The organism is Parapedobacter soli (assembly GCF_025460835.1).
In the GTDB taxonomy this organism is placed as follows: Bacteria; Bacteroidota; Bacteroidia; order Sphingobacteriales; family Sphingobacteriaceae; genus Parapedobacter; species Parapedobacter soli.
Genome location: NZ_JAMXAY010000001.1, coordinates 22,590 through 37,845 on the forward strand (window position 1 = coordinate 22,590; position 15,256 = coordinate 37,845).

Here is a 15,256-nt window from a genome sequence, read left to right on the forward strand (position 1 = left end):
TCATACTTAATTTACATCGATTAATACTTTTAATGTTTTAGCCGGGTTTTCGGCGATAAACTGATAGGCCTCGTTATATGCGTCGAATGGGAATCGTTGCGTTATCAGTGGGGCGAGCTGCAGGTCGCCAGAAACCAACCATTCAATGGCTTGCACATAGTCTTGATGTTTATACATCATGCTGCCTTGCACTGTCAGCTCATGCTCACCGACAAAGCCCATATTCAACCGGGGGTGCTCTTCATAAACGCCTACAATGAGCACCTGTCCGCCTTTTTCTACATGATCCACCAAGTTATGGAGTGCCGGTTCTACACCTACCGCTTCGATACCAACCTGAAACGGCTCATCCCCCAGAATCCGGGATATACCCTGCTGGAAACTTTCTTCCGACAAGTTGATGGTGTCCATTATCCCCAACTTCTCCAGCAACTGCAATCTGAACGGATTGAAATCACTGACGACGACACGCTTCGCACCCCGGATCTTCGCAAACTGCGCGATAAGATTACCAATTGGGCCGGCACCAGCCACAACAACAGTTTTTTCACCGATGTTGTGTACCATCGACGTGGCATGCGCCGCCACCGCAGCCGGTTCTAAGAGCGCAATCTCGTCGAAGCTGACCGTGCCCGGAATAACGTAAGTACGGTCTTCCGGCAACACAAAGTAATCCTGCGCTACGCCGGGTGCCTGGAAACCTTCCACCTTGAGGTTCGCACAGACATTATACCGCCCCGCCTTGCACGGTCCGCAAGTACCGCACACCTGCTGTGGCCTTCCTGTCACCCGGTCTCCCACTTTCACGGTGGTTACTTGGCTGCCCACGGCCACCACTTCGCCACTGTATTCATGCCCCTGGACAACCGGGAGTGGTGTAAAAGGATGTTTGCCATTATATGCATGGATATCTGAGCCGCAGATACCAATTCTCCGGACATGGATTAAAACATCCATAGTGCCTAAGCTGTCTGGCACTTGTTCGTCAGAAAACCGAATATTCTTGGGCTCTGTTAATGTCGCTTGTTTCATATCTCTGGCAATCATCTGTCTATTAGCATTTATAACGTACGTAGTGATGACCTATTGACCACCAAGTCCGAATCGAATTTAATGTGATTGCCCCGCAGACGTTGTTCGCCATCCGTCAGGTAATCTACTGCTAAGCTACTCATGGCCTGCAGTGGTTGCCGCACATAGGTGAGTGGGCACGAAAACAACTTGTAGGCCTCTGCTTCGTCAAAGCAAACGACAGCGATGTCGTCTGGGACCTTCAGATTGAGCTTAACAATTATTGGAAGTGCCGCCATCGCTATTTTGTTGGTAAAAAAACAGATCGCATCCAGTTTGTCACGATTTACAGCCGTGGCCACTACCTCCTCTATTTCTTCATTCAACCGTTCCTCAATAATTTCGTAACTAAACACCGCGCCAGCCGGCAGACTCGCAGAAGCCGTCTCAACGAAGCCGCGCTTCCGTTCTTGGAGGTGATACAGGTTAGTCGATAAGCCTACGGCCCCCAATCGTTTATAACCCTGTGAGAGAAAATGGTCGGCAATACTTTTAGAAGATTTGAAATTATCGAGACCGATGGTGGTGATCTTGTCAAATTGCGGGAACTCCCGGTCGATAAGAACGAACGGGATTTCAATCTCCTGCAGGTAAGGGATGCAATGCTCTGCACCCTCCGGCACGGCCAAAATCAGGCCGTCTACCTGACGCCCGATCAACACATTGAGGATATTCTCAAAACGTTTGGGGTCTTCATAAGCGCTCCCAAATATCAAATTATAACCATGCGTGTTGGCCTCTTCTTCGATATACCTCGCCAAATGCGAATAAAAAAAATTGGATATATCAGCCACGATGAGGCCCATGGTATATGTTTTGCTATTCTTTAGGCTCTTGGCGATTTGATTAGGCCGGTAATTTAGCTTTTCCGCCAGATCCCGGATCCGTTTGGCCGTATCCTCATTGATTCGGTCGGTCATCTTCCCATTGAGCACATACGACACCAAGGCCACGGAAACCCCTAACTCGGTCGCAATACGCTTCATGGAAACTTTCTTTGACATCTTCGCTATAATTGATCACTACAAAGAAAGAAATATTTAATCGATTAAACAAAATATTTTATTTTTATTCTCTCTTGAACTGACTGCACAAAACAAATAGACTCATCTAAATATAATGTTAACAAACTGTAAATGTTTTTGTTATACTACATAATACTAATATATAGATAGCTTCTTATAAGAGGCAAGTATATCGAAAACCAACCCATATCACGTTAAATAGCTCAAAAAAGAACGCTAAAAGACGAAGAATCGTTTAAACGATTAAATTATTGTACTCGTATTAGATGTAAGACACTAGTTGAAGCAGTCCCGCAAAACCGTTACCTTAGTCACCATAAATCACTACGAAATGAATCTTTCCCTACATGGCAGGTACGCACTCGTGGGCGGCGGGTCACAAGGAATAGGCCTGGCCATCGCCCAGGAGCTCGCATTATTAGGTGCTTCCTGTGTGCTCGTGGCCCGCAACGAAAACCGCCTTCAGCAGGCCGTAAGCCAATTGGACACAGCAGTAAACCAACAGCACAGCTATCTAGTGGCCGACTACCAAGACACGGAAAGTACCGAAAGGGCAGTGACCACCTTGGTCGAAAAGCAACCCATCCATATCTTAATCAACAACAGCGGCGGGCCGGCCCCGGGCGATATCACCGATGCCGTTGCCACGCAGTTCATCAAAGCCTTTGAACAGCACCTCGTCGTCAACCAACTGGTTGCCCAGGCGGTACTGCCGGGGATGAAAATGGCGGCTTACGGCCGCATCATCAATGTGGTTTCCACATCGGTACGGATTCCCATAGCCGGACTGGGTGTAAGCAACACCATACGAGGGGCCGTAGCCTCGTGGGCCAAAACGTGGTCCAACGAAGTGGCGCAATACGGCATCACCGTAAACAACATCCTGCCGGGGGCCACCGAAACTGCCCGTCTACATCATCTCATTGAAAAAAGGGCCGCAGCTGCACGCACGGCCGTAAGTGAAATCATCGACGGCATGACCGGTGAAATCCCGGCCCGGCGGTTTGGCAAACCGGAAGAGATTGCAGCCGTGGCCGCATTCCTGGCATCGTCCGCCGCCGCGTACGTCACCGGCGCCAGCATCCCTGTGGATGGCGGGAAAATCGGGGCTATTTAATCACCTCAATACACCACCACCTCGTCGGTAAGCAATAGCGCATTGTGCACATTTGTGGCAACAACACGCACGTACCGTGCCGTCTGCTGGACATCGAAATCGATCGAAAAGGTTTTGACCTCACGGAATCCACTGTCCGTAGCTGCTCCGTTGGTCACCGTACCGGCTTCTCTGAAATTTTTGCCGTTGTCGGAAAAAAGTACCGTCACCTCGCCGGGCAAATAGGCGTTGGCCGCCGGATCGCGCAAGAAGTCAATCGCCACCGAGTTGATTGCCTCCCGGCGCTGGAAATCGATGGTTATATCAACGTTGTTGACAAAACCCTGCCACTGCCCACCGCCGGTATGCTCGCCTCCCTTTTGGCCATTGAGCAGGGTACTGTCTTTTTGCGCGGGATACGATGCATCCCACGCGGTTTGGTACACAATGTTTTTCCCGATTGCCTTATGGATGTCGGCTTTGGCCGTAGCAATGCCCCCCACACGTGCTGAATCTACAAAATAAGCTGCTTTGATGGTAGCCGGCACGGCCAATTCAATAGGCTTGGTGTACAGCGTAGAGCCCGCCACCGGGTCGCTCCCATCTGTGGTATAGTGGATGCCCAACTCGTTTTGCTCCGTCGTCAACGAAACGGTATTGGTCAATGTGTCGGGATTGAAGTCCACATGGATATCAACGGCGTACGACGGCCGGTAATAATTGACGTCCAACTGCTGCAATAGCCGGTAATGTGTTTGCAGCCGCTTATTGAAATCATCCCAATCGCGCCCCACGGGGTCGGACCACACCACCTCAGCGAGCGCGATAGCCCGCGGGAAGGCCATGTACTCCACCTGATCGGTAGTGGGCATGTATTCGGTCCAGATATTCCCTTGCGCACCTAGGATATGCTTCGCCTTGTCGGCAGCGAGCCCCGCAGGTATGGGATTGTAGCCATAAACTGCCTGCAACGGTATGTAACCCCCGATGGCTTCGGGCTCCGTACGCGGATTGCCTTGGTAATGATCGAAATAGAGGTGCGAATTGGGCGTCATTATCACATCATGCCCCGCATTGGCCGCTGCTAAGCCACTTTCTACATTCCGCCAACTCATCACAGTAGCATCTTTCGGCGCCCCGCCATCCAGGATCTCATCCCAGCCGATCAGCCTCCGCCCATTCGCCTGCAAAAAACTATCGATACGTGCTACGGCATAGTTCTGTAAGCCAGCTATACTGTCCACGCCCAATTGCTCCATGCGGGTCCTGCATTTAGCACATGTGCCCCAAGATGTCGTATCAACCTCGTCGCCACCGATATGGATGTATTTCGACGGGAATACAGCCATCACCTCCGTCAATACGTCCTTGAGGAACGTAAACGTTTTTTCATTTCCGATACAGAAAGCACTATGCTGGTAAGGCCGCCCCGTGCATGAAAGCTCGGGATAAACAGCCAGCACTTCTTCGGAGTGGCCGGGCATTTCGATTTCGGGAATGATGGTGATGCCCTTCCGCGCGGCGTAGGCAACCAATTGGCGCGCTTCTGCCTGTGTATAATAACCGCCGCTCGCGTTGGGCTCACCCATGTCGAGGTAACGCCGCCCATTGTGCCACCAATCTTTCCAAGCCGGATGGGTACGCCAAGCAGACCGCTGCGTCAATGCCGGATATTTATTGATTTGCAGCCGCCAACCCGCGCCATCCGTAAGGTGCCAATGGAATGTATTGAACTTGTAAAGCGCCATCAGGTCGATGAACTTTTCTAAAAAAGACACCGGGTAAAAGTGCCGGGAAACATCAAGGTGCAGACCCCGATAGCCAAACCGCGGCTTATCTTCGATAACCATAGCGGGCAATCGCCTCCCATCGGGTTGTGTATAGGCCAGCTGGAGCACCGTCAATATACCGTTGAGCATGGCGGGGGCTTGATGGGCCGTGATAACGATGCCCGATGTATCGACCACCAACCGATAGGCATCGTTGGTGAGCCGGTCTTCCGCCCGCGCCTGCACAAGCCTCACACCTGTTGCGGGTATACGCTTGTGTGACTTGATGCGCTCCACAGCCGTAAATTGGGCGAAGGGATGGTCATACAGCAGCGCAGCTACTTCCATAAAGGGCTCAAACGCGGCAAATGGCGTTGCGGAGGGGAATATATACCCCCCTTCATGCATCTCGACATGATTAGGTTTCGGGATAAGGGATACTTGATTTTGGGCGTAGGCAGGCGCCGCCAATAGCAGCGGTAAAACAAGCAATCCCAGTGAATATGGGGATACTTTTCGAGCCATGCGAATCTGTTTGTTATATATGTATCTGACACAAACTTAGTCAAAACACCCAAATTATCCAATTATCGTTACCTTTGCGTTTCGCGCAATTGTCCATGAAAAGAACCTTGCTCATTTGCTGTATTGTCGCCGCCTTTCTACATGGGTTCGCCCAACATCGGGTGGCTATTCCACAAATCATCAACTATAACAACAATGAGTACCGGGGCGGATTGCAGAATTGGGATATCGCTCAGGATTCACAGGGCATCATGTATTTCGGCAATAACGAAGGGCTCCTCACCTTCAATGGCCGGTATTGGCATATTTTCCCACTGCCCAACTCAACCGTCGTCCGTTCAGTGGCTATCGACAAAAACAACCGCGTATTTGTAGGCGGGCAAGACGAGTTGGGTTACTTTGAAGCCGATTCGATGGGAAGGCTACAATACCACTCCATGGTAGGCCTCATCCCCGAAACAGAACATAAATTCGCAGACGTGTGGAACATCGCCATAAGGGGCGATGAAGTATTCTTTAGAACCAACAACAAGATTTTCCATTACAAAGACGGCCGCATGACGGTAGATAAGGCCGCTACCGAATGGCAGTTTCTCGGCATGGCCGAGGGGGCGCTATATGCACATCTCATGCACCAGGGTATTATGCGGTATGACCAAGGTTTTTGGAAGCCGCTGACCAACCACCCCGACCTCGACGCAACTGTAATAACGGGTATCATGCCTTATAGCCAAGACACCTTATTGGTTACCACGCTGAAAAACGGCCTTTATTACCTCACCCATAATACGCTTATCCGCAAAGAAACACCGCTGGACGATTCGTTTATAGCAGACCGCATTTATTGCGGGTTACCGCTCAATGCAGATTGGTTTGTATTTGGCACCACATCGGCCGGCGTGCTTATTATGGACCGTGCAAACAAGCTGATACAACAATATGTGTATGGTGAGGGGCTTCAGAAAAACAACGTGCGTAAGGTGTTTGTAGACCGTAACCAAAACCTTTGGCTGGCCCTCGATGATGGTATTGACTTCATCGCCGTGAATAGCGCCGTGAAATACATCCAACCCGACAAAACCAACCCTACGAGCAGCTACGCCATCCGGCTTTTTAACGAGCATTTGTATATTGGTACATCCAATGGCCTATACGCGTCGCCCATCGATGGCTCCCAATCAGACCTGAGCCTCTCCAATGCCGATTTTGCTGAAGTGGAAAATACTGACGGGCAGGTATGGGGGCTCAATGAGATAAACAACCGGTTGCTGATGGCCCACGAAGACGGCGCGTTTGAGGTTGTGGGCGAAACGGCCCGCAACATTTACAGCATACCCGGTACCTGGTTGTTCCAACCGCTGTCCCGCGTTTTCCCCTCCGCACACGTCATCGCGGGGACTTACCTCGGCCTGCAACTGCTAACCTTCGGGGATAACCGCAATTTCCTGGATGCCGGACGGGTGGAAGGCCCCTATGAATCCCTGCGGTTTGCCCACTATGACGAAAGCAATAATAGTGTCTGGGCATCACACCCCTACCGGGGCATCTTCAAGTTGCAGCTATCAGAAGACTATACTGCAGTAAGCCAGCAGAAAACCTATACCGAAACGGACGGGCTGCCATCCACACTGTACAACTACCTCTTCCTGATCAAAAATAAAATTACCGTAGCCAGTAAAGACGGTATTTATGAATACGATGCCGAAACAGACACATTCATCCCATCACCGGTATTTTACGAACGATTCCGCGGTATAGAACTCCAATACCTCAAAGAGGATAATGACGGGAATGTATGGTTTATGAGCCACAAAAAATTGGGGGTAGCCGATTTTAGCCAACCCAATGGCGACGAACCATTTACCATTACCTATTTCCCGGAACTCAACGGTAAAGTGCTGGGCGGCTATGAAACCATTTATGCACTAAACGAGGAGAACATTTTCATCGGGGCCAATAAGGGTGCTATACACCTCAATTACAAACGGCACAAAGCAACGGTGAGCCGACCCGACATCCTACTTAGCCAGGTGACCGTGACAGCCGGCGACAAGCAGGAGCAGACACTGTATGGCGGGCACCATACAACTGATATCGCATCACCCGTGGTGGGTTATCAATCCAATTCATTCCAATTTTCGTTTTCTACCACACTGTATGACCAACAAGACAACGTGGAGTTCACCTATATGCTGGAAGGGTTTGATAAGGGGTGGTCTACGTGGAGCAACCGCAGTGAAAAGGAGTACACCAACCTACCTCCCGGGCATTACACGTTTAAGGTGAAATCGAGGAATACCAAGGGAAATGAATCGGCTGTTAACGATTATCACTTTGTGATAACACCACCTTGGTATGCCAACGCGATAAGTTATACCGTGTATGCCATGCTTATCTGCCTGTTGATTTTCCTCTTGTTTAAATGGCAGAAACGGAAGCTGCAGCAAAAGCACGAACGCGAACTGTACCTGAACCAACTGGAGCTTGACCAACGTGAAAAAGAGGTGGTAAGACTGAAAAATGAAAAGCTGGAAGCCGAAATAGATTTCAAAAACAAAGAACTGGCAAACATTACCATGCATTTGGTGCAGCGCGGCGAGGTGCTCGCCAAAATCAAAGAAACCATTCTGTCTGTAGTCAAGAAACACGACTTCAACGACAGTACCATCAACTTCAGGCAACTCATCCGCCTGATCCGCAATGCGGAGCGCACCGATGAGGATTGGGAACAATTCAGCGTACATTTCAACCACGTTAACGAAGGCTTCTTTACTAACCTGAAAGAGCAATACCCCGACCTCACACCCAATGAACTCAAGCTGTGCGCTTTTCTACGGATGAATTTATCTTCCAAGGAAATTGCGCAGCTGATGAACATCACCATAAAGGCGGTCGAAGTGGGCCGCTACCGGTTGCGCAAGAAGCTTCGGCTCGACCCCGAGCAGAACCTTTACGAATTTTTGCTGCGTATGGCCACCAAAACCTAACCTTTACAGGTAGAAATATTCACTATTTTACAATAACTTAATATTCAACTAATTACAAACCAGCTGTAGGGGTATTGTAGCGCTAAAACTACCTGTTTCCGGCTTTTTTTCACCGGCTTGTAGGGGTATTGTAGAATACCGTTATCTAGGTTTTCCTGTTCCAACAGCTAGTTTTGTCTCATGCTTCTGCCGCAGGTAGGCAGGATGTATTGAACCAATTTTTTTAACCCTTAATAATAGCAATTATTATGAAAGAAGGAGTTTTACATGCATTGATGGTGCTGTGTATGTGCTTTTTACCGTTTGCGCTTGCCGCGCAAACACCCCTCCAAGTAACGGGTACGGTGACCGCAGCGGCAGACGGTAGGCCCCTGCCGGGCGTAACCGTAACAGTGCAGGGCGCAAGCACAGCAACGGGTACGGACGATTCCGGCCACTACTCGATTACCGTGCCCGAAGCGGGCGCCACATTGGTATTCACCCAGCTGGGGATGGTCACACAACAACGGGTGGTGACCGCCGCCGGCATCGTCAGCGTGTCTATGGAAGAAGACCTGAGCACACTGGAAGAGGTGGTGGTCATTGGCTACGGCACACAGAAAAAAGCCGTGGTGACCGGGGCAATCACGAGCGTACGGGCAGATGACATCGAAAACCAGGTGGTGGGCCGCATCGAAACCGCACTGCAGGGACGTACATCGGGTGTTACCATCACCAGCAATTCGGGTGCTCCCGGGTCGGCTGCTACCATACGTGTTCGGGGGGTAACCACCCTGAACAACAACACTCCGCTTTATGTAGTAGACGGCGTAGTTGTTGACGCAGGCGGCATCGACTACCTTAACATGTCCGATATCGAATCGATCGACGTGCTGAAAGATGCGGCCTCCGCCGCCATATACGGTACACGTGCCGCCTCGGGCGTTATTCTGGTGACCACCAAAAAAGGCCGTTCAGGCGATATGGTAATCAATTACAACGGATACTACGGCACACAAGAACCCGCAAAAAAGCTGAATCTGCTCAATGCGACCGAATATGCGACCGTCCGCAACGAAGCATCGCTAAACGATGGCGGTGCCATCATCTACACAAACCCCGCCTCCTTGGGCGAAGGCACGGATTGGCAAAGTACCGTATTCGAAAACAATGCCCCCATTCAAAACCACGAGCTGAGTATCAGCGGTGGGGGTGAGAAATCGACTTTCTATACCTCTTTCGGCTATTATGGCCAGGACGGTGTAGTTACTCCCGAGATTTCAAACTACAACCGGTACAACGTACGTATCAATTCAGACCACAAGGTGAACAATTGGCTGCGGTTTGGCGAGAATCTGGGTTACTCGTTCATCAAAAGCCAGGGGTCTTTGAACCCCAATACCGAGTTTGGCGGGCCGCTGAGCTCAGCCATCAACCTCGACCCACTCACCCCGACGATCATCACTGACGAAAGCCTGCTTAACCAACCGCCGTACAGCAACCAACCCGTGGTACGCGATGCGGCGGGCAATCCTTATGGGATATCGCCCAATGTGGCCCAGGAAATGACCAACCCATTAGCCTACGTAGACACACGGCTGGGAAATTACGGCTGGTCGCACAACATCGTCGGCAATGTCTATGCCGAGATAGAACCCATCGAGGGGCTCCGCATACGGTCGACAGTAGGCTCTAAACTCGCCTGGTGGGGCGACGAGAGCTACAACGGCATTTACTACCTCAACGCGGCACAGAACCGATCCACCACCAACTTCAACCGGAGCCGCAACCAGGGGTTCAACTGGAATATCGAAAATACCGTATCATATAGCCGGGAAATTGAGGGCCACAACTTTACGGTATTGCTGGGCCAAGGTGCTTACCTGGAAAACCTCACCAGCGGAATCAATATCAGCTTCAATAACATCGCAGCCAGCAATTTTGATGAGGCAACATTCAACCTAAAAGTACCGACGAGCGACAGGCTAGCCGATGCGTACGACGGGATTACACACAACCTTTCGTCGCTGTTCGGCCGGGTCACCTATGATTACAAAGAGAAGTACCTGTTCACCGGTATCATCCGGCGCGATGGCTCATCCCGCTTCGGTGCCGACCGGAAGTATGGCGTATTCCCCTCGGCATCCGTGGGTTGGGTGCTGACCAACGAAGAATTCTGGACGCCCACAAACGCCCTGAATAACCTTAAAATCAGGGCATCTTACGGCGTAACCGGGAATGACAACATCGGCAACTTCCTTTATGTGCCTACCATCGGGATGGGTGGCGGCCGGAATTATATTTTCGGGGTAGACAACATGTATATCGGCGCAAGCCCTAATGCCCCCGCAAACCCTAGCCTGGGATGGGAAGAAACCAGCCAATTGGATATTGGCTTGGATGCCTCGCTCTTCAGCAACTGGAGCGCGACATTCGACTGGTTCGACAAAAAGACCACCGGTATCCTACGCCCGGTAGCTATACCGGGATACACCGGCCTGGGAACGCCGACGGCAAACCTTGCCGATCTGAAATCGACCGGTGTTGAGTTTGAACTGGGCTACCGGAAAAACATCGGCGACCTCAACCTAGGGATAAACGGTAACATCTCGCATACCACCAATACGGTAACCTTTCTTGGCGAAGACATCGCCTTTATCGAAGACGGGGCGGGCGGCGTGCAGAATTTCGTACACGGCTTGCAACGTACTACCGTAGGCCATTCCTACAACTCATTTTACGGATACCGGATCGCGGGCGTATTCCAAAACCAAGCGGAAATCGATGCTTATGTGGGCCCAGAAGGAACCCGCATACAGCCCGGTGCGGTGCCGGGCGACTTTAAATGGGCCGATCTCGACGGCGATGGCAGCATCACTTCAGAAGACCGGACATTTTTGGGCACCCCCATCCCAACCCTGACGTATGGCTTGACCATCAATGCAGCCTACAAAAATTTCGACCTGCTGGTATTTGGCCAGGGCGCAGCAGGCAATAAGATTTTCCAGGGCCTGCGTCGTCTGGACATTACCAACGCAAACTGGCACAATAAAATCCTAGGCCGATGGGTAGGCGAGGGAAGTACCAACGACCGCCCACGGGTTACACTGGCCGACCCGAACCAGAACTATTCGAAACCATCCGATTTCCACTTGGAAGACGGCTCATACCTGCGTATCAAAACGGTCCAACTGGGATATACCCTCCCCACGGCATTGACCGGGAAAATCGGCCTTCGCAAAGTCCGCGCCTATGTAAGCAGCAACAACCTGTTTACACTGACCAGCTACACCGGCTACGACCCGGAAGTCGGCGGCGGCTCTGACGTATGGGGGATCGACACCGGGGTATATCCCCAAGCGCGCTCATTCCTCTTTGGTTTAAATCTTTCGTTGTAACCCTCAAAATAAGTAAGATCATGAATAAGAATTCTCAATTATATGCAGCTGCTTTAGCAATGACACTGCTTCTTGCCAGCTCCTGTTCCAAAGAGTTCCTCTCGCCCGATCCGAAGGGCACGCTCATGGAAGAGACCTATTACAGCAACCCCGATGAGGCGTTTGCGGGCCTGGTGTCGGTATATGACCCCGTAGGGTGGCAAACCGCCGTTACCTATTTCAATTTCGGCGCCGTAAACGCGGCCTCCGATGACCACGTTGCCGGTGGCGGCGGCCCCAATGACATGGAGACCTGGCAACGCTGGAGCAACTATACGCTCAACGAGTCCATCGGCCCCCAAGAAGACTATTGGGACCGGAATTTCACCGGTGTATCGCGGGCCAATATCTTCATCAAAAAGATCGAAGCCGGCATACCGGGGCTCAGCGAGTCGCTTGCCGCCCGCTACATCGCGGAAGCGAAATTCCTTAGGGGCTACTACTATTTCGATTTGGTACGGTTGTTCCGCAACATCCCCTTCTATACCGAACCGCTGACAACAGACAACATGCGGGAACAAACACAGGTGGCACCTGAAGTAGTATATGCACAAATCGAACAAGACCTGAAAGATGCGATAGCCTCGCTGCCAACTACCGTACCCGGTGCAACGGAAGGTGGACGGGCTACCAAGGGGGCGGCCCAAGCGCTGCTCGGCAAGGTTTATATCTACCAGAAAAAGTGGAGCGACGCCGCTACCCAACTGGCCGAGGTGAACGGCACACCCGGCGGCACCAGCCAATACGGCTACCACCTGCTGGACGACTTCGATGACCTCTTCCGTCCAGATAATAAATTCCATTCCGAATCGATTTTTGAAATTGTGCATTCAGCCGTCGGTGCGCTGGACTGGGGTGCGTGGGGCGTGTTTTATGGCAACGTCGCAACGGTCATGTTCGGCCCGCGCGGCTATAGCGGCCCGTCTTATTATTCGGGATGGAGCTTCTGCCCCATCACGAAAGAGCTGTATGACTTGATGCACAGCGACCCGCGTTTTAAAGCAACGGTAGCCGACGTGGATAGCTTGGAAAAAATCGGTGAGGCACAATACGAAAAAGGATACATGAATACGGGCTGGTTTATCCAGAAATATGCCCCCCTCGCCGAGTTTGCAGCCACCAATGGCGTGCGCGAGCTGAACTATCCGCAAAATTACATCGAGATCCGGCTGGCCGACACATACCTCCTCGAGGCCGAAGCCCTCGTGGAAAGTGGCCAGGGTAGCGGTGCCGGCAGCCGTGCATACCAGCTGCTCAATGCCGTGCGCAACCGGGTAGGCCTCGGCCCCATCGAAGCTACGCTGGACAATATCTTCCTGGAGCGCCGCAAAGAGCTGGCAACCGAAGGCCATCGCTGGTACGACTTGGTAAGGTCTGGCCGCGCGCCCGCAGCATTGGCCGACCGCGGCTTCGTGGCCGGCAAGCACGAGGTGCTGCCCATCCCTTACAACGAACTGCTGAACACCCAGTTGGTACAGCACGAAGCGTATAAGTAGGATAATGAACAACGGACGATAGACATTAATCGAAACAACAATGACAAGGATAATAACTGGGCTCTTGATAGCCACCATTGCCATGTATGGCTGCAAGGAAGAAAGATATAATTTAGGGAATATCCCTACCCCCGATTTCGAAGTGCAGGCCGGCAATGATGCCAACACGCTGGTATTCGTAAACAAAACCCCCGGTAGCTCCATAGCATACTGGGAAACAAGCACCGGACAAAAATTCAAAGGCGACAATGTATCTGCACGGTTCACGTTTGAGGGCCAATACGATGTGACCTTGACAGCCGTAACAGCAGGTGGTACCGCTACCGTAACCAAGCAGGTCTCAATCGCCCAAAGCGACCCGACGGCCTGCAACGCCGACCGCCCGCTGGGGTTCATCGCCGGGTGTACCGAAAAAGTATGGATGCTCAATCCCGAGGCTGGTGCGTATAAAGTAGGCCCCAGTCCTGACAACGGCGAGTGGTGGCAAAATACGGGCGACGACGTAACCAGCCGCGCCTGCGAGTTCAACGATGAGTACACATTTGTATTCAATGCCGAAGGGACGTTTAATTACGACAATAAGGGTGACTTCTACGCCGATGGATACCTTGGCGCGGGCTCCAGCGGCTGCGAACCGAATAGCAACCTCCCCGCAGCCCAACAACCGTGGGCGTCGGGCAACTTTGCGTTCAACGTAGTGGAAAACGGCGGTGTCCGTGGCTTTGGCCAGCTAACGGTGACCGGCGTAGGCGCACACATCGGCCTTCAAAAAGTCCACAACACCGGTGAAACGACATCAGGACCGACTGCAAACTCAATTACCTACGATATCCTGGAAATGACCCAGAACGCAGGTGGGAAAGGATACGACATCTTGAAAGTAGGCGTTGATATTGGTGGTGGAACTTGGTGGACCTTCACCTTGCGTTCCGCAAATTAACTCTATTATGGCCAGCCGACAGCAATGCCGGCTTACCATTTGTCATTTTTTAAATACGTTACATGAACAATTATCGCATGACCAGCTTTTTCTTGATCCCATTGCTACTCGTGGCCTGCGGAAAGGAAACGAGAAAGCCGAATATCCCCGAACCCCACCCCCCACAGCAAAAGGAGTATACCTTTGGTGCGGCAGCCTCATGGGCTGATGAATTTGACTATGAGGGGCTGCCCGACGAAGACAAATGGGGATATGACGTCGGCACCGGAAGCAGCGGCTGGGGCAACAACGAGCTCCAGTACTATACGGAAAAGCGGATTGAAAATGCACGTGTAGGCAACGGTGTGCTGACAATCACGGCCATCAAGGAAGGCCACGAAGGGTCAGCCTATACCTCGGCCCGGTTGGTAAGCCGCGGAAAGGCCGATTTCTTGTATGGCCGCTTCGAGGTACGCGCCAAAGTGCCCCAAGGAGTGGGAACATGGCCCGCAGCTTGGATGCTGCCTACGGATTGGAAATACGGCGGGTGGCCCGCATCCGGCGAAATAGACGTCCTTGAGCATGTGGGGTACGACCAAGACCGGGTACACATCAGTGTGCATACCGAGGCGTACAACCACGTAATAGGCACACAGAAAACGGCCAGCAAAAAAATCGAAAAGGCAACGACCGAATTCCACCTTTATCGGGTAGACTGGACACCGGCATATATACGTGGTTATGTAGATGACGTGCAAATCTTCAACTTCCAGAATGAAGGGAGCGGCTACAAAGCCTGGCCTTTCGACCAAAAGTTCCATTGGTTACTCAACCTGGCCGTAGGCGGCAATTGGGGTGGCGTAGAGGGTGTCGATGAAGCAGCATTCCCAGCAAGGATGGAAGTAGATTACGTACGGGTATATCCGTTGATTGAAAATTGAAGCTTACTACC

9 protein-coding genes are annotated in these 15,256 nt (G+C 51.7%); 6 read left to right on the top strand and 3 right to left on the bottom strand.

The window, feature by feature from the left end; genetic code table 11:
• Positions 1-6: 6 nt before the first annotated feature.
• Both NGM62_RS00095 and NGM62_RS00100 read right to left on the bottom strand, forming a co-directional pair.
• Positions 7-1,047, bottom strand: a complete 1,041-nt coding sequence (locus tag NGM62_RS00095; protein WP_262244958.1) for a zinc-dependent alcohol dehydrogenase — start codon at positions 1,045-1,047, stop codon at positions 7-9.
• A gap of 14 nt (positions 1,048-1,061) precedes the next feature.
• Positions 1,062-2,057, bottom strand: a complete 996-nt coding sequence (locus NGM62_RS00100) for a LacI family DNA-binding transcriptional regulator (RefSeq protein ID WP_262244959.1) — start codon at positions 2,055-2,057, stop codon at positions 1,062-1,064.
• A 370-nt stretch (positions 2,058-2,427) separates the two neighbouring features.
• Between NGM62_RS00100 and NGM62_RS00105 the strand changes: the two genes are divergently transcribed.
• Positions 2,428-3,213, top strand: coding sequence for an SDR family oxidoreductase (locus NGM62_RS00105; protein ID WP_262244961.1), 786 nt, complete (start codon positions 2,428-2,430; stop codon positions 3,211-3,213).
• 5 nt (positions 3,214-3,218) lie between these two features.
• Here the strand turns inward: NGM62_RS00105 and NGM62_RS00110 are convergent, their stop codons facing one another.
• Positions 3,219-5,486 (bottom strand): glycoside hydrolase family 20 protein, encoded by a 2,268-nt coding sequence (locus NGM62_RS00110; protein WP_262244962.1) that lies wholly within the window; start codon positions 5,484-5,486, stop codon positions 3,219-3,221.
• Between the two features lie 95 nt (positions 5,487-5,581).
• On the opposite strand from NGM62_RS00110, the gene NGM62_RS00115 reads away from it, so the two are divergent.
• The 5 genes from NGM62_RS00115 to NGM62_RS00135 all read left to right on the top strand — a co-directional run bounded on the left by NGM62_RS00115 (position 5,582) and on the right by NGM62_RS00135 (position 15,245).
• Complete coding sequence (locus NGM62_RS00115) at positions 5,582-8,473, top strand: triple tyrosine motif-containing protein (protein WP_262244964.1); 2,892 nt, start codon at positions 5,582-5,584, stop codon at positions 8,471-8,473.
• A gap of 248 nt (positions 8,474-8,721) precedes the next feature.
• Positions 8,722-11,850 carry a SusC/RagA family TonB-linked outer membrane protein gene (locus tag NGM62_RS00120; RefSeq protein ID WP_262244965.1) on the top strand — a complete coding sequence of 1,043 codons (3,129 nt, stop codon included), beginning with the start codon at positions 8,722-8,724 and terminating at the stop codon, positions 11,848-11,850.
• A gap of 20 nt (positions 11,851-11,870) precedes the next feature.
• Positions 11,871-13,385 (top strand): RagB/SusD family nutrient uptake outer membrane protein, encoded by a 1,515-nt coding sequence (locus NGM62_RS00125; RefSeq protein WP_262244966.1) that lies wholly within the window; start codon positions 11,871-11,873, stop codon positions 13,383-13,385.
• Between the two features lie 40 nt (positions 13,386-13,425).
• A complete protein-coding gene (locus NGM62_RS00130) occupies positions 13,426-14,325 on the top strand; it encodes a hypothetical protein (RefSeq protein ID WP_262244968.1) in 900 nt (299 codons plus the stop codon).
• Between the two features lie 62 nt (positions 14,326-14,387).
• The gene (locus NGM62_RS00135) at positions 14,388-15,245 is read left to right on the top strand and encodes a glycoside hydrolase family 16 protein (RefSeq protein ID WP_262244971.1); all 858 of its coding nucleotides are present in this window, start codon (positions 14,388-14,390) and stop codon (positions 15,243-15,245) included.
• The last annotated feature ends 11 nt before the right edge of the window (positions 15,246-15,256 follow it).